General features: G+C 60.0%; 10 protein-coding genes. 7 read left to right on the forward strand and 3 right to left on the reverse strand.

The window, feature by feature from the left end; translation table 11 throughout:
- Positions 1-124: 124 nt before the first annotated feature.
- The 3 genes from MID00_RS16435 (at position 125) to MID00_RS16445 (ending at position 3605) form a co-directional block, all read left to right on the forward strand.
- Positions 125-634 (forward strand): DUF2840 domain-containing protein, encoded by a 510-nt coding sequence (locus tag MID00_RS16435; protein WP_254499106.1) that lies wholly within the window; start codon positions 125-127, stop codon positions 632-634.
- Between the two features lie 4 nt (positions 635-638).
- Positions 639-1289, forward strand: coding sequence for a conjugative transfer signal peptidase TraF (traF, locus tag MID00_RS16440; RefSeq protein WP_254499107.1), 651 nt, complete (start codon positions 639-641; stop codon positions 1287-1289).
- A 342-nt stretch (positions 1290-1631) separates the two neighbouring features.
- Entirely contained in the window at positions 1632-3605 is a 1974-nt protein-coding gene (locus MID00_RS16445; protein WP_254499108.1) for a DUF3363 domain-containing protein, read from the forward strand.
- Between the two features lie 16 nt (positions 3606-3621).
- Here the strand turns inward: MID00_RS16445 and MID00_RS16450 are convergent, their stop codons facing one another.
- Genes MID00_RS16450 through MID00_RS16460 form a run of 3 tightly spaced genes read right to left on the reverse strand, consistent with a single transcriptional unit; the run spans position 3622 to position 5186 of the window.
- Positions 3622-4572, reverse strand: a complete 951-nt coding sequence (locus tag MID00_RS16450) for a DUF4238 domain-containing protein (RefSeq protein WP_254499109.1) — start codon at positions 4570-4572, stop codon at positions 3622-3624.
- Between the two features lie 57 nt (positions 4573-4629).
- Positions 4630-4932: a type II toxin-antitoxin system RelE/ParE family toxin gene (locus MID00_RS16455; protein ID WP_254499110.1), complete on the reverse strand. Its 303-nt coding sequence runs from the start codon at positions 4930-4932 to the stop codon at positions 4630-4632.
- Positions 4929-5186, reverse strand: a complete 258-nt coding sequence (locus MID00_RS16460) for a type II toxin-antitoxin system ParD family antitoxin (protein ID WP_254499111.1) — start codon at positions 5184-5186, stop codon at positions 4929-4931. The genes MID00_RS16455 and MID00_RS16460 overlap by 4 nt, the downstream gene beginning before the upstream one ends.
- Positions 5187-5490: 304 nt before the next feature.
- Between MID00_RS16460 and MID00_RS16465 the strand changes: the two genes are divergently transcribed.
- The 4 genes from MID00_RS16465 to MID00_RS16480 all read left to right on the forward strand — a co-directional run bounded on the left by MID00_RS16465 (position 5491) and on the right by MID00_RS16480 (position 21219).
- Complete coding sequence (locus MID00_RS16465) at positions 5491-6117, forward strand: STN domain-containing protein (protein WP_254499112.1); 627 nt, start codon at positions 5491-5493, stop codon at positions 6115-6117.
- Complete coding sequence (locus MID00_RS16470) at positions 6114-6650, forward strand: RNA polymerase sigma factor (RefSeq protein WP_254499113.1); 537 nt, start codon at positions 6114-6116, stop codon at positions 6648-6650. Before MID00_RS16465 ends, MID00_RS16470 begins: the two co-directional genes overlap by 4 nt.
- Before the next feature lie 88 nt (positions 6651-6738).
- Entirely contained in the window at positions 6739-7731 is a 993-nt protein-coding gene (locus MID00_RS16475) for a FecR domain-containing protein (RefSeq protein ID WP_254499114.1), read from the forward strand.
- A gap of 126 nt (positions 7732-7857) precedes the next feature.
- Positions 7858-21219 carry a filamentous haemagglutinin family protein gene (locus MID00_RS16480; protein ID WP_254499115.1) on the forward strand — a complete coding sequence of 4454 codons (13362 nt, stop codon included), beginning with the start codon at positions 7858-7860 and terminating at the stop codon, positions 21217-21219.
- The last annotated feature ends 67 nt before the right edge of the window (positions 21220-21286 follow it).

Consider the following 21286-nt stretch of genomic DNA (forward strand, 5'->3'; position numbering starts at 1 on the left):
ATACGCGCAAAGCCGCGCCGGCAAAGGCGTTGCGAGGCCCTTCTAACTCCCTAACTCAATACCTAACAATGCTGATAGACGCAGCAAACGGTGGCCAATGTGTGCTCATCAGCGGGAGGCTGCCATGCAGACGGTGATGCAGGCATTACGGTTGGATAGCGCGCGGGCCTCGTCCGCCACCATGCGCGTCAGTTTGCTTGAGTGGCGGGGCAGCGCCAGCGTGCGCTTGCGCTTTGGCACGCCATGTCGTGTGATCGCGCTGGGCGGCGGGCGCACGCAGGCCGTGTTTGAAGCGGGCCAGCGTTGCGCGCGTTCGCTTCGCGTGCGCAATGGCTACGGCTTGGTTCGCCAGGAGCTGCTGATTCTGCAAGCCGGCTGCGCTGGGCAGGTGATGCAGCGGGTGGCCGGTGTGTCGCCCGGCGCTCGCGTCCTGCTGCGCGCGCAGGGGCACACGCAGGTGACGGCCGTACTGACGCTTATCGACCGCATCGAAACGGCGGGGTTCGTCCCGGAGGATGTCGCGCCGTGCTACTGGCAAAGTGTCCATAACCGCTTGATGGCGCAACAGGCCTTGCCGATGTATACGGCAGCCCGACACGCGGCCTGGTCAGCGCGCCGGACGCTGCAGGAGTAAGCCGATGGACAAGGTTCAGCTGCGCGGTGGAGATTTTCCGTGTTCGATGGGTTCGGTGGGACTGCGCGCGCGACTTGCGGTAGGCGGGCTGGCGTGTGGCGGATTGCTCGCCCTTTTCGCGCCCGCTTGGATGGGGTCATCGCCGCGTCTGGTCTACAACCCATCCGACAGCGCGCCGCGCGGCTTTTACGCGGTCAAGTCGGTTGCTGTTCAGCCAGGCGACTGGATCGTGACACGCTTGCCGGCCGAGGTGATCCGACTCGCCGCTGAGCGGGACTATCTGCCGGCCGGGGTGCCGCTGCTTAAGCGGGTGGCGGCGATATCCGGTGATCACGTCTGCGCACGGGATGCGCACGTGTGGATCAACGGGGTGCCACGCGCTGCCGTGCTGTCGATGGATCGCCACGGACGGCCCTTGCAGGCGTGGCGGGGCTGTCGGGTGCTGGCGGCCGGTGAGCTGTTTCTGCTGAGCACAGCGCGGCCGGCGTCCTTCGACAGTCGCTATTTCGGGCCGATCCTTCGGCAGGCGGTGCATGGCCGGGCGCGGCCGTTGTGGACATGGGATTCGGCATCAGGCTGCGACGGCTTGGGCGACGACGATGGGCTTGCTTCTGCGGCCGCCGAGGTACCGCCCGTGCCGGGGCGTGGCGCATGAAACGACAGTGGATCGACATCGCACTGTGCAGACATCTTGCTCCCGCGCAGTCGGCATTGATGCGTGAAATGTCCGTGGGCGGTGGTGTCCGCGGGATGCCGTCGGCGGGCAGCGGAATCTGAGAACGACAGATTGGGAGAGGCGGTATGGACAGAGAAAGAGCGGGGGCAAGATTAAAGGGGCGGCACCTGTCGGGCCGCAACGCCTTGTCTGCACAGGGGGGAGCGCGGCACGCAGGCCGGCTGGGGGCGTGCCGCCGTCAACGCGTAAACCGCATGGTCATTGGCGTGGCGCGGTGCTGTCTGCGCTCCTATACGCTGACGTTGGCTCAAAGGAGGCGGTATGGCGAGTGATGATTCCGATGATCTGCGTATCCGTCCAGGCCGGCCTCGCGCATCGAATCAAGGGGGCGGTGAGCGATTCGTGACGACCGTTTTGCGTCAGGCGTCGCGTGTGGGGCCAGGTTTGGGAGGCCGGTCTGCTGGTGCTGCGGATGGGGCATTGGGGCGTGGGCCAGGGCGCGGGCAGAGCTTTGGCCGGGGGCGTGTGGCGGCCCGGATGCTGGCGCAGCGTGCGCACCCCGGCCATCGCCGGGTCATCATCAAATCGCGCTTCGTGCGCCTCAAATCAGGCAGCGCTGCAATCGGTCGCCACCTGCGTTATATCCAGCGTGACGGCGTGACGCGCGAGGGGGAGGTGGGGCAGGCCTACGATGCGGATCATGACAGGGCAGATACACCCGCGTTCGAGACGCGCAGCCGTGACGACCGGCATCAGTTCCGCTTCATCGTGTCGCCCGAGGATGCCGAGGACCTGGGCGAGCTGCGCGACTACACGCGTAAGCTGATGCGGCAAATGGAAGTGGATCTGGAAACCCGGCTCGATTGGGTGGCGGTCGATCACTGGGATACGGACAATCCGCATACCCACATCGTCCTGCGCGGCAGAACCGATCATGGGCAGGATCTAGTCATCGCGCCGGAGTACATGAGCCAAGGCATGCGTGACCGCGCGGTGCAGATCGCCACCCAATGGCTGGGGCCGCGCACGGCGCTGGAGATCGAGCAGGGCCTGCAGCGCGAAGTGGGCCAGGCGCGGCTCACCAGCCTGGATCGCACGCTGCTGCGCGTGGCGCCGGATCAGGTGGTGGATATGACAAAACCGGTGGGGGATGTGCGACAACAGCGTTTGCTGCGTGCGCGGCTTCAGGTGCTGGTGCGCATGGGCCTGGCGCAAGAAACGGGGATGCAGCGTTGGTGTCTGGCGCAAGATATGGCGCCCCGGCTTCAGGCGCTGGGCGAACGTGGCGACATTATCAAAACCCTGCATCGCGCCTTGCGCGGTCAAGCGCGCGAGTGGGTGGTCGATGGGCCGACGGTGGGTGCAGGCATGGCAGCTCCAGTGGTCGGCGTGGTGGTCGGGAAGGGGCTTGCCGATGAACTGCGCGATACAGGGTATCTGGCTTTGGATGGCGTCGATGGCCGTGCACATTACGTGCGCGTAGCGTCGGGCGTGGAACTGTCGCAATTTGCACCGGGCAGCATTATTGAAGTGCGTCCGATGAAAGACAGCGTGGCGGATCGGCAGATTGCGGCGCAGGCACGGGATGGGATTTATCGTGCGGCCGATCAACGAGTGCAATCGGATGGGCCGGCGCTTCCGGCTGGGCAATCGGTCGCGGGGATCCTGCGGCGTCTGGAGGCGTTGCGTCGTGCCCGCGTCGTGCAGCGCATCGAGGACGGCGTATGGAAGATACCGCCCGATCTGGTAGTCAAAGGCCGTGCCTATGACCAGCGGCGCACCGCCGGGGTGGAAGTGCTGACGCGCTCCGTGTTGCCGCTGGCCGACCAGGTCAAGGCATTGGGGGCCACTTGGCTCGATACGCAACTGCTGACACGCGACAAAGCCATTGCGCCGACCGGGTTTGGGGAGCGTGTTCAGGCAGCGATGCAGGCGCGTACCGAGCACCTGATCGATCAGGGGCTTGCCAGCCGGCGCGGGCAGCGAGTTCTGATGGCGCGTAATTTGTTGGCGACACTCAAGGGCCGCGAGCTAGAGGCAGTGTCAAAAACCATGGCGCGGGAGACCGGGCGTGCATTTCGGCCCTTGAAGGCGCGCGATACGGTGTCGGGTGTCTATCGCCAATCCGTCAATCTGGCCAGCGGCCGGTTTGCGGTGGTGGACGATGGCAAGCAATTCAGTCTGGTGCCATGGCGGCCGGTCATTGAGCAACGGCTGGGCCAGACTCTGACGGCGACGGTTGCTGGCGGCAGGGTTGATTGGTCGTGGGGTCGGCAGCGAGGGATTGCGCTGTAAGTCTGATGCGGTTTCCCTATTTATGCTTTTCCATCTCTTGGTCAAAGAGGTGATCAAACATCGTATCCCTTGCCGGCACGCCAGGAATGCTGTGCATAAGCGTATCTACCGGGTTGCCGGGATGTGCGTAGCGCAGGTGTGCAGCGCAACGGAAATCTTCATGCAGTTCAGGTTGCTGGGATCGGAAGTAGATCGCGTTCTTAGCGTAGATTTGTACCGTGTGGTTGTATCGATCAACCTCTTGCTCGTCCAGTACCAACGTAAACAATCTGGGTTCGACGGTATAGCTTGACGGGCGGCAGACAAGAATGCTGATATGCGGCGTGATGGGAACGAGCAGTTTTGGCGACTGCGGTGCCATCTGTGCGTTTGCGACATTATGGAAGAAGCCGTCGCCAAAAACGAATTCTTTGTTTTGCGAATAGATGGCGACAAACTTGCCACGCGCACCGATACTATCCGCAATGAGACGCTGCGAGTGCCTCATATTGAGTCCTATCAGTGCGCTTCTTTCCGCAGACGGAATGGTTCCTCGATAGTGTTCGGCAACTGCGACGGACGCCTCGCGGTTCATCGGAGAGCGAACTGCCAATGACACCGCGCATTCGCTCATAAGACGTAAATCAGCCTCGGTGTACGGTTGAGATAAGAAGCGTTCTTTTCGTTCGACGCCCAGTATGGGCCTACGCTCAAGTCCTTCCAGCCATTTAATTAAGCGAGGAAAGCCAGAGTCGGCTATGTCGAACGCGCGTTCGAAACTCTCATCCCATGGGGAAGGGGCACCCGCTGTTCCCAACTTGATATGGTGGCCATTGCCGATAACCCCGAGATTCGCCGGCGGGATGCGGATGCAATTTCCATTTGGCCTTAGCCATCCCACATTACCGTCTTCTGCGGCCCAATGGCGTGATACACATTCTGGCCACCAGTGATGGCGTTCTGATTTCAACTTCTTTTTGGTCGACATGCTAGCTGAGGCGCTGTTTGCAACGTGAACACGGAGGGAACACGCGATCTGCAATCTTCATATCTCATCCTGAAACAAGATTGCGGCATAGTCCATGGCCCCGTGCAGGACATGCAGAACGACGACCCGATCCGCTTCGGTGCGGTAGAAAATCAAGTGGTTTCCATGAACGCGGCGCCGGATGCCATGCGTTTCATAATGCGGTACCAGCGGGAAGGCCAGAGGCCTATCGGCAAGGCTCAAACACTTTTCGCGCAGTTCGCGCACAAACGTCAATGCTCGCGTGGGGCTGTCCTGGGCAATGTAATCGCCGATGTTTTCCAGGTTACGTACCGCTTCGTCCGTCAGGTGGACGATCATGTCGGCTTGTTCGCCATGGCCCCGTATTTGGCCTGAAGCCGCTCAAAGACTTCGTCAGCGGGTTGGGTGCGCCCGGCGTCCGCATCGGCCAGCCCGCGTGCGATCGAGGCATCAAAGGCAGCCAGCTTGGCCTCACGGTCTTGGATGAGCCGCACGCCTTCGCGCAGTACCTCGCTCTTGGAACCGTATCGTCCGGTCGCGACGAGACGCCCGACAAACGCCTCAAGTTGTTGACCCAGATCTGCACTGATCATGGTTGGATCCTCTCGTGTGAATTATGGAAAAAGCATAGCCGCTTTAATAACTATTATCAAGAAGAGGGATAGGTAAAGCAGAAGGGGTCCGTCATACAAGCGTTGAATGGCAACAACCTGTCATCTTGCTGTCATCTGGTTTTCATATTGCGTATGTAACATTCGTTTCTACGCTGGCGCTTGGAGCGCTTGGCCCGATTTACCCGCGACCCGATTTGCCCATGTATTCCCTTCGCCTCTTGCTGGAGTCGTTCTGCCTGTTGCCCGCGTGCGAGCGGTTGCGGCGTTCATAGCTGTGTGCTGCTTGGGCGCTGTCTTATTGGCACCCGCGGCCCGCGCGGAACAGTTGCCTGGTGTCGAGGCGCCCGCTACGGCAACGGTGCATGAGTTCGATTTGCCCGCGCAGGATCTGGCAAGCGCGTTGGACCAATACCAGACGATCACGCGGCAGTCGGCACTGTACGAAACCCAGCTGGTTCGGGGCAAGACGTCCACGACCGTTCGCGGCCGCTTCACGCCCAGGCAGGCACTGTCCAAGCTGTTGCAAGGCACCGGACTGACCGCAGAAGTGGTCAATGAGCGCTCCGTCATGCTTAAGCGTTCAACCGTGCGACGCCCCTTGACGGCGACCGAGCAGGCGCTGGCCGAGCGGCGTTACGATGGGCAGACCCAGCAGCGATTGACGCAGGCCTTATGCGCGCATCCCGCGCTGCAAGCAGGCAAGCATCGTATGGTGTTGCGCTACTGGATTGATGATGACGGCCGTATTGAGCGGCTCAAGGTGCGTATCGCCGCTGCGCCGGCATTGGAAGCCGGTGTCCGCGCCGCCTTGCTGGGTACGCATGTCGGTTTACCACCGGCCGGGGTGTCACGCTCGGCGGTGGTGCTGGTACAGCCTCAAACGGATCGCAAAGAGGCCTGTCAGCCATGAAAGAGTCTGGGCTGGGCCGTCTGCGTAAGCTCATCGTCGAGCGCTATGACCAGCTCAAGGCTCAGGTGGCCCATCGCCTGGGCAGCTCCAGCGACATGGCCGGAGACGCATTGCATGAGGCCTATGTGCGCCTCGCCTCGCGCGATGATCTGGATGGCGTCCAGCATCCCCAAACGTACCTGATCAACAGTGCGGTCAACGCCACCATCGACCGTATCCGAAGCGATGCGCGCCTCGTCAATGAAGCGGAGATCGGCTCATTGTTTGAGCTGGTCTACGACGGGCCGGGGCCGGATCGCGTGGCAGAGGGGCGCAATCAGATGGATCAAGTGATGGAAATTCTTGATACCCTGCCGCCTCGACAATGTGCATTATTGATTGATTTCCGTGTTCACGGCGTGGATACGGAAGAATTGGCCCAACGCTGGGGCATTTCACGTGTCCTGGTGCGACGGGAAATTCAGACGGCTCATAAAGCCTGCCTGGCAGCGATGGAGAAACTCGAAGCGGCTAAAGACCCAGAACGACCATGAACCCTAAACGCCCCCTGCCTGTTTCGTTTTCGGGTGCTCAAACGTCTATATATCAGGTGATCCTGCCTGACGATAAAAAAGGCGAGCGATGAGCACTGCACATCCCACTTCCGGCTCCGTCTCTGGCGCGAGCACGATGGACGCGTCTGCGCTGCGTCAGCAGGCGCACGACTGGGCGATCAAGCTCAAAACGGGCGCGCCCACCACCGATGATGTGGCGGCTTTTCATGCATGGCGCAATCAAAGTCAGGCGCACGCCTTGGCGTGGAGCCAGGCCTGCGAGGATTGGAAGACCTTGGGGCAGGCCGCGCAGCAATACGAGCAGCGTTATCCCCAAAAGGTACGGCGCCCGCAACGGGTGCGTCAGGGACGGCGTATGTTTTTTGGGGCGGCCGCCTCGGCCTTCGGCGCCTTGGCGGTGGTCAGCATCGTGCGTCCGCCTCTGGGCTTATGGCCGTCCTGGTCGGAGCTGCAGGCCGATTACCGCACCGGCACCGGCGAGCAGCGCGAGCTGGCGCTCTCCGAAAATGTGCAGGTTTCCCTCAATACCCAGACCGCGATCATGGTGCAACCGTCCGCCAATCTTCCCACGGTGTCTTTGATCGCTGGCGAAGCGGCTATCGCCTCACGGGGCGGGTCGTGTGAAGTGGTGGCGGACGTTGGGCGATTGGTTGTGAGTTCCGGCGACTTTGAGGTTCGTCGTCTGGAGGGCGGGCAGGTGCGTGTGCGTTGCCTGGAGGGGCGCGGTGAACTTCATCATCCCATTCGCACCGTTGCGTTGACCAGTCGCGAAGAAGTCACCTACGACAGGCATCATCTGGGTGAGCGGATTCAGATGGTCGCCGCGGCCAGCAACTGGCGCCAGGGCATGGTGGAGTTTGACGATCTGCCGCTGGCGCGTGTGATCGAGGAAATCAATCGCTATCGTCCGGGCCGTGTGGTGCTCATGAATGATGCGCTGGCACAGCGCCGATTCTCTGCCAAGTTCCAGATTCAGGCATTGGACGATGCGATTGCTCTGATGGAGGATGTGCTGGGCGTGCGGGTGCGCCGCGCGGGAGATCTGGTGATCTTGACCTGAGTGTCAAAAAAGTTTCACACAAAATCTGTTTCCCAAAACGCGGCTCAAACGTCCTTATAGGTAGTGGGCATGTCTCCTCGGGAGATTTGCCGTTCAGATACTGCCTTTGCCAGGAACAGATTGATCATGTCCCAAGCCGCACTTTCCTCCAGTCAGTCCAACAGCCGCAGTTATCGGTCTCGCGGGATGTCACCGCTTTCAAAGCGTGCGCTTCGCTTGACCCCTGTGGCCGCCGCCATGCTCATGGTGCTGGGAGGGATCGGAGCGTCCAATGTCTCGGCGCAGACTAAGCCCGTAACGGGGGCATGGTTTGCCGCCAAGGGCGGGCAGGCGCATGGGGTGGCAAGAGGCGGTCCGATGCCCGGTGTGCCCAACGGGGGCGCGAATCCCGCAGCACGACAGCAGGCGCAGGCGCGCCAGAAGCTGGCGCGTTCGGTGGAAAACCTGGGCCGCTCGGCGGCGGCTATCGCCGCGCAACAGGCGGCACAAAAGGCCGCGCGGGCAGCGGCCGCTGGCAATCCGTCTGTACCGGATGGGCATGTGCAAGGCGGTGTGTGGGATCGGGATGCTGGCGGCAATCTGCATACGTGGACGGGGGCGGAGCGTCCTGTACATACCCAAACTGGCGGCAAGCACAACATCGCCATCAAACAGACGGACAGCAAGGCAGTCCTGAATTGGGAAACCTTCAACGTGGGTCGCAACACCACGGTGGAGTTCCAACAGCAGAAGACCGATGCGGTGCTGAACCGCGTGGACGGGGCCGATATGGCACCCAGTCAGATCCAGGGCGCCATCAAGGGCGACGGCACGGTCATGGTGGTCAACCAGAATGGTGTGGTGTTCTCGGGTACCAGTCAGGTCAACGTGCGCAACCTGGTGACAGCGGCCGGCACGATCACCGATGAGCAGTTCAACAACAACGGTCTATACAACGGCAACAGCCCCACCTTCACCGACGCCGCCGGCAAGGTCGTCGTCGAGCGCGGCGCGCAGATCGCCACGCATGCCCCAGCCGCCAGCACCCAAGGCGGCGGCTATGTGCTGCTGCTGGGAAAGGAAGTGCATAACGACGGTACGCTCGCCGCGCAGGCGGGGCAGGTGGCCATGGCTGCCGGTGACAACTTTGTCATCAAGAAGGGGCAGGGTACAGAGGGCAACCAGCAATCGACCACGCGCGGCAACGAGATTCAAGCGGGTGGAACAGGCGCCGTACGTAATACCGGCCTCATCCAGGCACCTACGGGTGATATCAGCCTGACCGCCACTGAGTTGCGCCAAGAGGGCGTGGCGGTGGCGACGACCTCCACCAGTCAGCGCGGTACCGTGCATCTGAAAGCCACGGGTGCTGACGGCGCCGTGATCCTGGGCAAAGACAGTGTCACCGCCATTCTCTTGGATGAATCCGATGCCACGGCGCTTGATAATCAGCGCGATGGCCTGCTAGGTCCGGTGGTCGATCCCGGCACAGGGAATATCGTGCCCGCTGACCCGACCCGCCGCGACCTGTCGCTGGTGGATATTGAAAGCGGCGGCACCGTGGACTTTGAAGGAGATTCGCTGACGCTTGCCACAGGCGGGCAGATCATGGTCGATGCTGCACAGCGTACCTTGGTCAGAGATGGCGCCGAACTGGACGTGTCGGGCGCCCTCGGCGTCAAGGTTGCGATGGACTCGAACAACCTGAAGATTAATGTCCAGGGCAACGAGATGCGCGATGCGCCGGTCAACCGCGACAGCGACCCTGAGAATGGCAGGAGCCTGATCAGCAGCACCGACGTCTGGCTGGATCGGCGAGATCTGGTCCTGGTGCCGGCCGGCACCAACGGCTATGAGACTGACCGCTGGTACACCGCTGGTGGCTTGTTGGAAGTTAGCGGCTATTTGGCCACCAGCGGTCGCAGTGTTGGCGAATGGATGGCGCAGGGCGGCATCGTCCAGTTCACAGGCAATGATGTTGTGACGCAAGCCGGTTCGCATATCAACTTGTCGGGCGGTACGCTGGATGTCCAGGATGGCTATCTGCGCCAAAGCTGGCTGCGCGGCGCCGACGGTCGACTCTACGAAGCATCGCGCGCGCCCGGCGATCTTCTGTACAGCGGGTTATACCGGGGGTTTGAGGCGACCAGCGAACGCTGGGGCCATACGCGTACTTTTTACAACCCCTTAATCGCCCCAAGCCGGCGCTTTGAACCGGGCTATACCGTGGGCCGGGATGCCGGTAAACTCGTCATCGGTACCCGAAATGCAGTACTGGAGGGGCAGATTGTTGGCGAGACTTTTCAAGGGGATCGCCAGACGCAAGCCGCGCAGGCTGGGATCGACGGCTACTATCAGTCGCAGAAGGCCGTGGCGCGACGGGGTCAACTGATTGTTGGTGACTATACGCCGTACTACGTCAAGGACAGCGGCACGCTGCAGTATCGCCTGACAGCCAATGACCAGACCATTCGGGACGTGATCCTGGGCAACACGGCAGAGCAGATCGCTGCCGGCTTGGCGCTGAGTACGGTGCAGCCCGAGGAGCGCGAAGGCAAGCTCTATCTGAACAGCGATGACTTAAACGCCGCCAATTTGGGCGGCCTCCAGATCGCGGCGGGCAACACGATTACCGTTGAAAACGACCTGAATGTCGCCCATGGCGGGGCTATCACCTTGTACGGCCCAGCCGTTAATGTGAATGCTGACCTGACCGCGCACAGCGGTGCTATTCACCTGGGTAATGTGCTCAACCAGATTGGTGTAAACAATACCAATATCCAGGATGTGCCTGTCTACGCGCCAAGCGGTACTGCTAGCGTCACGGTGGCAGACGGAGCAACGATCAACGCCAGCGGCCTATGGAGTAATTTGCTACTGGAGCCGAATAATTACGCGTTATTACCTTACCAGAATGGCGGCAGCGTCTCGATTCGTAGTAGCGGCGATATTACTCTGAGCGAAGGCAGCTTGATCGATGTCTCATCCGGCGCGGCTTTATTGGCTGATGGTGGACAGCAGGGCGGGCACGGCGGCAACGTCGCTTTACATGCTGGTTTGCTTAGCCAGAGCGGCAAGCTGGCTATGGACGGCGCAATTCAGGGCCATGGCGTCAACGGCAGCGGCACGTTAAGTCTTCAGGCCGGCTCGGCGGTTTATATCGGGGACGAGGCCATTCTTGAAAGCGGTTATCTGGAAGCCGGAGAGCCAGCGCCGATTGCCGTGTTGCTTGACGAGCCCATTACGCAGGGGAAAGGTGAGGTTTTGCTGGCAGATGCTCGCTACAACCAGGTGGTTGCGGGTCAGACCCTCGTGTCTCCAATAACTTTCACTGATACTGGAAATACACTATCCATCTCCGTTGGCCCTGGAGGCTGGAATCTCGCCGACGGCGTGCTTACCGACATGGACGTGTACGTTGGGAGTACGCGCTACCGAACTTTACGCGGTGAGACTGTTCCGGAAGGGGCTGTTATTACTCGAATCAATGCGGGAACTTTACCGGCGGGTTACGAGCTTCCAGATAGTTTGGCTGTTCTGCCGACACCGACCTATACCGTCACAGTAGGTCAAGTCGCGCCGATGGACACAGTGTTAGCGGAGGGTACTGCGGTTGCAGCAGGAGCGATTTTTAGTAACCGCGTTGCCATACAATCGCCGCTCAACCTGACGGCGGACTTTTTTAATAAAGGTTTTGGTTACTACGATGTGGTGGGCCAGTATGGCCTCACGGTTGCGGATGGTACGCAAGTCAATGTCACCATGCCGGTGCTGCGCATCAATGAGCAGGCGCGTGGCCAGACTACGGGGGCTGACATCCGTCTTGCATCGGAGCAGTGGACCCCGCCGCTGTATCTGGAAGACCCCATTAACGCTCGTTTAACCCAACGTCAGGGCGCAGGCCTGAACCTACAGGCTGGAAGTGAACAATCGCGTATTGGGGATATGCCTAACGTGCAAGCGGTGGTGGGCAAGGGCGCACAGATCAATGTCGATCCCGGTCAGTCGATTGCCGTGCGCAGCATTGGCCAGCTGACGGTGGATGGTAGGCTTAATGCTTGGGGCGGTGATATTGTACTGGACAGTGTGGCCCCTACAGGTGCAAACACCGAGCTGGAGCGAGCTGAAGCCGCAGGTCATGGCCGTTCCATCTGGATTGGTGAGAACGCCATATTGGATGTGGCGGGCCGGGCAGTCACCGCAACCGATGCACGGGGCAATCGCTACGCTGAGGTCAACCGGGGCGGCAGCCTTGTGATCGGTGGCGAGTTCGATCCGGCCACCGGCATGGCCGATGCAGCCAATCTTTTTGTGGTGGTGCGTGATGGTGCCTTGCTTGATGCTTCTGGCTCCAGCGCTGTGCTAGATGTGCCAGGGCAGGGTGCAATCAATGTGGCGAGCGCTGGCGGTGATATCACGCTGGCCTCCAGTCATGGCCTGTATCTTGATGGAACCTTGTTGGCCAACTCTGGTGGTGCTGGCGCGGCAGGGGGTAGCTTGACCACGGCGCTGGAGGCGCCGATTTACCGGGTCAGTGGCGGTATCAACCCTGAGGAACGGGTGCGTCAGGCGCGGGAATTTATCCTGACAAAGACTAGCACCGGCATCGGCTTGGCGACGGGTATTGATGCTGGCGCCGCAGCGGATAGCCTGACCTATGGCCGAGGGCAGCTGGGTGCGGATCAGGTCGAGGCGGGCGGCTTTGATAACTTCACTCTGCTCAGCAATGGCCTGCTTAGCTTTGACGGTGATCTGTCCCTTGTGATGGGCCAGTCCTTGAATCTGTACGCCGGAGCCTTTGGGTTGACTGATACGGCGGCAGATGACACCCGTGTTGAGCTGTTTGCTCCTTACGTTCGTTTGGCCGGTGCCGGGGCGACCAGCCCACTTGATAACTATATGCAGGCAACGATACGGGGCGGTCTAACCTCTCTGTCCGAACAAGCTCCTGCCGGTATGTTTACAGTGCAAGCCGGGCAACTGCTCGAGCTGCGGGATGGCACTGCGTTTGGAGTCCGTGACGGTGCGAAGATAAACAATTGGGGGGACCCTCAAGACCTCTTGTTGGAAGTGGTTGATCGTCGCGCGTTCGATAATGTGGAGCTGGTCAGTCAGGGTGATCTGCGTTTTCTGGCGACTACGGTGTCTGGCGGTACTGTGCTCAATACGCCAGGTGATCTGACCTTGGCCGCGGCACAGATCTATCCAGCCACTGGTGCCAGCGCTGTTGTCTACGCTGGGTGGAAAGGCGGTACCACACAATATGATCCCGAACGCATCCTGACGTTGTTGCGCACCACCGAAGAAGTGCCAGACGTACCGCATTCGGTATTCGGTAGTCTGGTCCTGGGTGCGGATACCATTGAGCAAGGTGGTATTCTTCGCGCCCCACTCGGCTCAGTACAGGTGGGGGAGTCCCCTGGTTCGTCCCGCACCACCAAGGTGGTGAATTTACTTGACGGTAGCCTGACGTCGGCCAGCGCTGCCGGGCTGGTCATGCCCTACGGAGGCACGACTGATGGACTCACCTGGCAATACTCTGGGGACAAGGTGCAATTGCAGGGAGTAGGCACATTGGCCGCGGGTAGCGTGACCCTGTCTGGGCACTTGGTTGATGTGCAGGAGGGGGCGGTGATCGACCTGTCCGGTGGTGGGCAGTTAACCGGTGCAGGCTTTGTGTCTGGCCGTGGCGGCTCCACCGATGCGCGTTATAACCCATTGGTGCAAATTGGCAGTGACGGTTTTATGTTGCCAGGGCTGGATAGTAATCCGGTCTACGCTATTGTGCCGGGCGTACAGGGCGTAGCCCCTGTGGGTGGGGAAGCGGGGGCAGTCGATCCCAATGTTGGCCAGCAACTGACAATAGGTGCGGGCGTACCGGGATTGCCTGCAGGCACTTATACGCTACTGCCATCGACGTATGCATTGCTGCCCGGCGCTTATCGTGTGGAGGTCAATGGTCTGGCTGGGCGGGGTGCAGTAGCTCCCGTAACTCCCATGCGCAATGGCTCATTTGCTGCCTCCGGGATCATGTCGATTGCCGGTACTGGCATCCGCGACAGCCTGGCCAGTCAGTTGATCGTGACCCCGGCGGATACGCTGCGCACGTATTCGCAATATAACGAAACCAGCTATACCGACTTTGTGCGTGCTGATGCTGCCCGTCTTGGGGTGCCACGTGCGCTGATCGAAGCTGATGCTAAAAGCCTGCGCTTGCATTTCGCCAGTCGCGATACGGATAAGGATGAGCTAAGCCTACGCTTTGACGGGAATGTATTAGGCGAAGCTGCTGAGGGGGGCTATGGCAGTACCCTTGCTATAACGGCACTTAGCCTGCGCGACAGGATAGAGATTCTTTCTGATGGCGGGTTGCCCAGCGAGGATTATGCCACCGCGTTACGAGCATCGGATCTTGACAATATAGCTGTGAACCGCTTGACCATCGGCGGGACGCCACGCGTGAACTACGGGCAGGGTGGTAATATGCTGCTCGTCGATGACGGCAACCCCGTCGCTGGTATTACTGTGCGCAGTGGTGCGGTTCTGACTGCGCCGGAAGTGATGTTGATCAGTACTGGCCTTCAAAGTGACAGCAGTAGCGCCATTGAAATTGAACAAGGTGCTGTCATCAATACGTTGGGGCAAGGCGATGCAGCCTATGATTCAAATGATGGCTTCATTTATCAGCCGGGTAAAGCCAGTGTCGTGGCTGTGTCCAATGGAACTTTGCAGTGGCTGGCACCGGAGAGTTCTGGTAACTCAGGTCCTGGACATATCCGCATCGGCGGTTGTGCGACAGTTGACTGCACCGGCACCACTCAACTCTATTCCGAAGGCAGTATTTCTTTTGTCACCAATAACGATTTTGAGTTGGACGATAACGTCCGCTACGGCACCCGCCATCTGAGCCTGGGCGTTGGTTCTTTCAATATCGGCAGTACCGAAGCACTGGCCGCTGCAGCGGCGCGTAACGCCATGACGCCTGGCTTGGCGCTCAACCAGCAGGTGATGGAGCGCTTGTTGCAAGGGGATACCTCAGTGGGTGCCCCGGCTCTGGAAACGCTTGAGCTGATTGCCGCTAACTCGGTGAACTTCTTTGATTCGGTCACCTTGTCCACGCTGGATGCCAATGGCAAGTCGTTGCTGGATAATCTGCTGCTGACTACTCCCGCCATCTATGGCTATGGGGATGCTAGCGATGTGGCGTTGATCGAGACCGGCCACCTGATCTGGAACGGTTCCGGCGATACCCCCGGTGCAGTGGTAAGCGATGGCGCAGGTACCGGCAGCGGTAGCCTGACGGTAGATGCCGAACGCATTATCTTCGGTTATGGCCCTTGGGGCCAGCCCGATGGCATCAGTTCATTAGACCGTCTTGCGTTGGGCTTTGCCAATGTGAACCTGAACGCCAGCGACAGTATTACGGCCAACAACAAGGGCACGCTGGCGGTGTATCAGAGCCAGAGCGCCTATGTGCCGGGTGAGGGCGTGTCGTATCAGGGTGGCAATCTGAACATCACCACGCCGCTGATTACCGGTGAGGCTGGATCAGTCAATAACATCACTGCTGGCGGCGCCATTACGGTGGCAGCACCAGCAACGGGTGCGGCGAACCCCGCTGCGCTGTCGGCATTGGGTGCCGAGTTTTCCCTGACTGCAGGCCAGGGCTTAAGCCTGGATGCCACCGTGGCCCTGCCCAGCGGCAAGCTGACGCTGGCGGGTACCGGTGATCTGACCCTGGGCGATAATGCTCACCTCGACCTGTCTGGCCGCAGTGTTGAGTTTTTTGATGATGAAGACGCCACCCAATACAGTTGGGGGGGTGATGTCAATCTGGAGAGCACTGCTGGCAATATTCGCCTGTCGGCGGGTTCCATTATCGATCTGTCTGCCCAGCATAACCAGGGTGGTCGTTTGACCGCCATTGCGCTGGCCGAGGCTGCTGGTCTGGTCGATCTGCAAGGGCAGATTCTGGCCGGTGCCAGTGACTATTACGAAGCGGGCGGTACCTATGTGCCGTACCTAGCCGGTGGTATTACGCTACGCGCCCAGCACTTGGGCAATGACTTGACTGGTGCTTTTGCTGCGCTGAACCAGCGTTTGAACTACGGCAGTGTTAACGGCCTACGCAGCTTCCAGATCAAACGAGGTAACCTGACCATCGGTAATGAGGTCAAGGCGAATCAAGTTGAGGTGTCGCTGGATAACGGACACCTGACCGTGGCAGGTATTGTGGATGCCAGCAGTGAGCGAGTGGGTGCGATTCGTCTGGCCGCTAAGAATGGTTTGACCTTGGCCAGCAATGCGGTACTCGATGCTCATGGCACCATGCTGCGCCTGGATAGCTACGGCCAGATCATCGATGCACCCAACCGCGCCATGGTGGAGTTGAACTCGGGCGACGGACGATTGACACTTGCCAATGGCGCACGTATTGACTTGCGCCATGGCACTGACGATGCCCGAGTGGCAGCCGACCCCCGTCTGCACGATGGTCGCAACCGTGGCACGGTGGAACTGTTTGTGCCGCGTTTGGGTGGCGCAGTTTCGGGCGATGCGGATATTGATGCCAGCGGTAGTCTCAGCATTCAAGGCGCTCGCTCCATTGCTGTCAACACCGTGCAGCGCTACGACGATGCAGCCTATGGCACAGATGCCGCAGCCAGTGGCAAACCCTATCAGGTGATTGATCAGGCCTATCTGGATGCCAAACATGCTGACAGCACAGCGTTTATCAACGCAGCACTGCAGAACACGAATCTGCTGAACACCAAACTGGCAGGCTTGAACACTAGCGCTTACGCTAATGCCTTCCACCTGCGCCCTGGCGTGGAAATTATCAGCAAGACAGCTGATGGCGACTTGGTGGTGAGCGGCGACCTGGACTTGTCGGGGCACCGCTATGCCAGCTTGAACCCGCACACCCAAAAGACCACGGTCTATGGTTCAGGTGAAGCCGGTGCGCTGGTCATCCGTGCCGGTGGTGATTTGAATATTTATGGCAGCATCAACGATGGCTTTGCGCCGCCGCCCGATACCCCGGATGATAATGGTTGGGTACTGACTCCTGGTGAGCAGGCTTACGGTGGCGATGTGATTGTGCCCGGTGCGGGAGTGCAATTGGCCAAGGGGACGGTGTTCCCGGTGAATAAAACGCTGAACTATGCAGTATCGATTAATGCCTTTAACCTACCGGCCAACACCGAGTTGCCGGTACAAGGGGTACTGGCTTCGGGGCTGACCCTGCCAGCGAACACAGTGCTGAGCGCGGATATTCGTGATGCGGGTGGCAATGTGCTGTATGCCGCAGGTACGCTGCTGGAGCAGGACACCACGCTACCACGCGGCTCCCGTCTGGATGCAGGCAGTCGAGTACCGGCAAACGCTTCATTGACCGCCATGACCTGGCCTGCGGGTGTGGCCTTGCCAGCGGCGGTTACGCTGGCAGCCAATACTACGCTGCCGGTGGGCGGTTTGATTCCGTCCATGACAGATGTGAAGCTGGTGGGTGATGCCATGTCGGTGCCGCTGCGCAGCGTCAATGGCGAGAGCATGGGCCGCAACTGGGCGGTAGCAGCGATGTTGCCGGAAGGCTCGCAGTCCTGGGGTATGCGATTGGTGGCCGGGGCGGATACGCAGGCGGCTGATCCACGATTGACCCGTCAGAACGCGACGGGGCGCTTGGTGTTGGCCGATACGCATTACAGTCTGTTCAATCAACGAGAAGCAATAGCCGCAGGCGGCGAAACCGTATTGGTCTGGCTGGAAGGCAACTGGTATGGACAGGAGCCTGGCACACCGGTGACGGACGATTGGTCATGGGCCTGTGATGAGTGGAACTGTACGGAAGTTACGCTGGCTCCTGAACCTATTCAAGTTTGGCTGGAAGGTAACTGGTATGGGCAGGAGCCTGGCACGCCGGTAACGGACGATTGGGCATGGGCTTGCGATGAATGGAACTGCGTGATGCATGCGCCGCCGGCTCCTGATCCCATCCTGGTTTGGCTGGAAGGCAACTGGTATGGCCAAGAGCCTGGCACGCCGGTGACGGATGATTGGTCATGGGCCTGCGATGAATGGAACTGTGTGGCGCAGGCACCGGAAACCGGTGGCTGGAGTGACCCCATTGCCGTTTACCCGATGGCACAGAACTTCAGTGTGCTGCGTACGGGTACTGGAGACCTTGACTTGATCGCCGCTGGTGATGTGTCCATGCAGTCGTTGTATGGTGTTTACACTGCCGGTACCTCGACTGCCTCACGGGCCGGTGAGGCAGCGGGAGGCTTTAATCGGGCACGCAGCCAGACCGATCCGGAGAATGGTATCTATCTGAACACGGGGGCCAGTTCGGACCCTGATGGCGGGGCTGGCTATGAGGCGCTAGTGAACGGTGGTGCCGACAGCACCTACGCGGCCTGGTATCCAGATGGTGGCGGCAATTTGTTGCTGCGCACAGGCGGCAACCTGACTGGGGACTTGATTGGCACGTATAGCCCCGCTTGGGATGGGCAGGAATTGCGCCGTCAGCGCAGCAGTGTGAATCAGGGTAACTGGCTGTGGCGTCAGGGCAGTGGCGATACGGCTGGGGTTGACCCGACCGCTACCAGTTGGTGGATCAACTTTGGCACCTATGTGCCGGGTAGCACGGTATCGAATAAGAACTACGGTCTGGATACTACTGCCGAGGCTGCTGCATCCTCCATCCCAGAACTGGTGGGTTTCACCGGCATTGGCACCTTGGGTGGTGGCAACCTGACGGTGGATGTGTCGGGTGATGCGGGTATGCTGAACCGTCGCGGCGTGTCGCATAACGATGTACCGCGCAGTGAAGGCTTGGTGCTGGCCGTTGGCAGTACGGGTCGTGTGACCGAAACGGGCGAACTGCTGCTAACGGGTGGTGGGGATCTGAACCTGCGGGTGGGGGGGGATCTGAATCCAGGCTTGCAGGCGCGTGTCAGTGATCGTACACGACAGAATCTGGATTTGAATGGTGTACTTAGCAATCTGCGTGGCGGCTTGCAGTTGCAGGCAGGTGAAATAGGCGGCATCGGTTTGACCTATTACTCGACATCTCAGGTGCAGGCTGATCGTACGGAAATTAGGGCATTTGACCCCTATACATCCTCGCTGGGTACCGCAACGGGTGGTTTGGTATTGATGTTGGGCGACTCGGCTGCCAGCCTGACGACTAGAGGTGATCTGGTGCTGTCGGGTACCGGTGATCCGGGTCGGGTGGCTTTACCGTATACGCGTGAAGAGGATGGCTATAGCTGGTTCTCGCTGTGGACCGAGAACACGGCAATCGATTTGTTCTCAGCAGGTGGCGATCTGACGCCTAGCGTACAACTGGGTGATGTGCAGGTGAACGTCAATATTCCGGTTCAAGGTCACAACCATTCAAATACCGATGGTCGTTTTGTCTTCCCCTCTCAACTGAGTGTAGTGGCGGCGGACGGCAGCATCTTTATGGGCAGGTCTGCATTGGGCGGTGTGACGGATAACCAGTTCAACGATACCTACCATCTGCTGCTGACACCTTCGGCTAATGGCCGACTGGAACTGCTGGCGGGTGATTCCATCTATGCGGGTGGCTATACGGTGAGTCAGTCCGGCGCCAGTCTGGATGCCTTGGCTACGCCTTTCACGCCCGCTTACGCAAAGTTCCCTGGTGGGATGTTGTCGACCACGGTGCATAACTTGAGCGCGGACGCGCAGGTGCCGGATTACAACAAATTCTCTCTTTTTACCTTCGGCCCCAATACCTACTCGGGTGAGTTGGTCTTAGCACAACCGGCGCGGCTGTATGCCTTGAACGGAGATATTGTCGGCTTGAGAACAGGGAGCATTTTGGAGTTTGACTCCGGTGGTCGTGCCGGTCAGGTCTGGTATGAAGGCGCCGGTCCGGTGTGGACCCGTGCCGGGGGTGACATGGTTCGCTTTGGCATGCTGTTGGGGGACTCCAGCATCATGCCAATGGATATCGCTTACACGATGGCTGATCCTTACTTTGGTGGTGGCTCCAATACGGGCAACCTCTTCCTGCATAACGACATCAGCGATGTTTCTATTGTTGAAGCGGGTGGGGACATCCTTTATAGCGGCTTTAATGTGTCTGGCCCTGGTACCTTGGAGATCAATGCCGGGCGCAATATTTTGATGACTGGGCAGGCGGGTAGTAACTACGCCGAAACTGCCGTCACCAGTATCGGCCCCATCTTGGCTGGTGATAATCGCCCTGGTGCCAGCATTGTGATGCAGGCAGGCATGGGGGATCACGGTGCGGATTGGTCGGGTTTCCTTGACCTGTACCTGAGCCCGGCGAATCTGATTGATGCTGGCTTGCCGTTGGCTGATCAAGAGGGCAAGGTGGCCTATACCTATGAAGCTGAACTGATCGAGTGGTTGGGCGAGCGGTACGGCTTTGTGGTGAGTGCTGATGAGACGGCTGCGGACGAAGCGCTGGCGTATTTCGCCGGGTTGGGTGTTGAGCAGCAGCGGGGGTTTGCCCGCCAGGTGTACTTTGCAGAGTTGAAGGCGGGCGGGCGTGAATTTAACGATCCCAATAGCCCGCGCACTGGCAGCTATCTGCGGGGCCGTAACGCCATTGCATCGCTGTTCCCTGAGCTGTCTGCTGCTGGCGAGGCCGTCGTTTATCAGGGTGATTTGCTGATGTACGGTGGTTCTGGGATTCACACCAACACGGGCGGTGACATTCAACTGTTGACGCCGGGTGGGGGGCAGACCTTTGGGGTTGAGGGGGCGGCTCCTCCATCCACCGCAGGGGTGATCACGCGAGGGCAGGGCAATATTCAGATGTACTCGCGTGACAGCATTCTGCTGGGCCAGAGCCGGGTGATGACGACCTTTGGTGGTGACATTCTGGGCTGGTCGGCCGAAGGCGATATCAACGCGGGTCGCGGTTCCAGTACCACTATTGTGTATACACCGCCGCGTCGGGTTTACGATCAGTGGGGCAACGTGACCTTGTCGCCGCAGGTGCCTTCGACAGGTGCGGGTATCGCCACGCTGAATCCGATTGCCGAGGTAGAGCCTGGGGATATCGATCTGATCGCGCCGCTGGGCACGATTGACGCGGGCGAAGCAGGCATTCGTGTATCCGGTAACGTCAACGTGGCGGCCTTGCAGGTGCTGAACGCCGACAACATTCAGGTGCAGGGGGATTCCACGGGCGTACCGGTCATTGCGGCGGTCAACGTCAGTGCCTTGAGTTCGGCTAGTGCGGCGGCTTCGTCGGCGGCCTCGGCAGCGCAGGATACCGTGGCGCGTGCGCGGGCTGAGGCGCGACAGAACCTGCCGTCCATCATCAATGTGCAGATTCTGGGCTTTGGCAATGAAGCGCCGCAGTCGGTGTCGTCGGGTGCGCGTCCTGCCGATCAGGCGGCCAGCTATCGCCCGGACAATCTGGTGCAAGTGGTCGGTCGTGGCGATTTGTCTGCCGCGCAGCTGAGCGGACTCACCGCCGACGAACGCAAGCATCTCGATCTGTGATGCGTACGGGCTGCGGTGCAGGTGCCGCAGCCCGATTGTTTTTGTACGCAGCAGCAAGGGAGCGGCA

This window comes from Alcaligenes sp. NLF5-7 (assembly GCF_024266725.1).
Taxonomy (GTDB): domain Bacteria; phylum Pseudomonadota; class Gammaproteobacteria; order Burkholderiales; family Burkholderiaceae_B; genus Alcaligenes; species Alcaligenes phenolicus.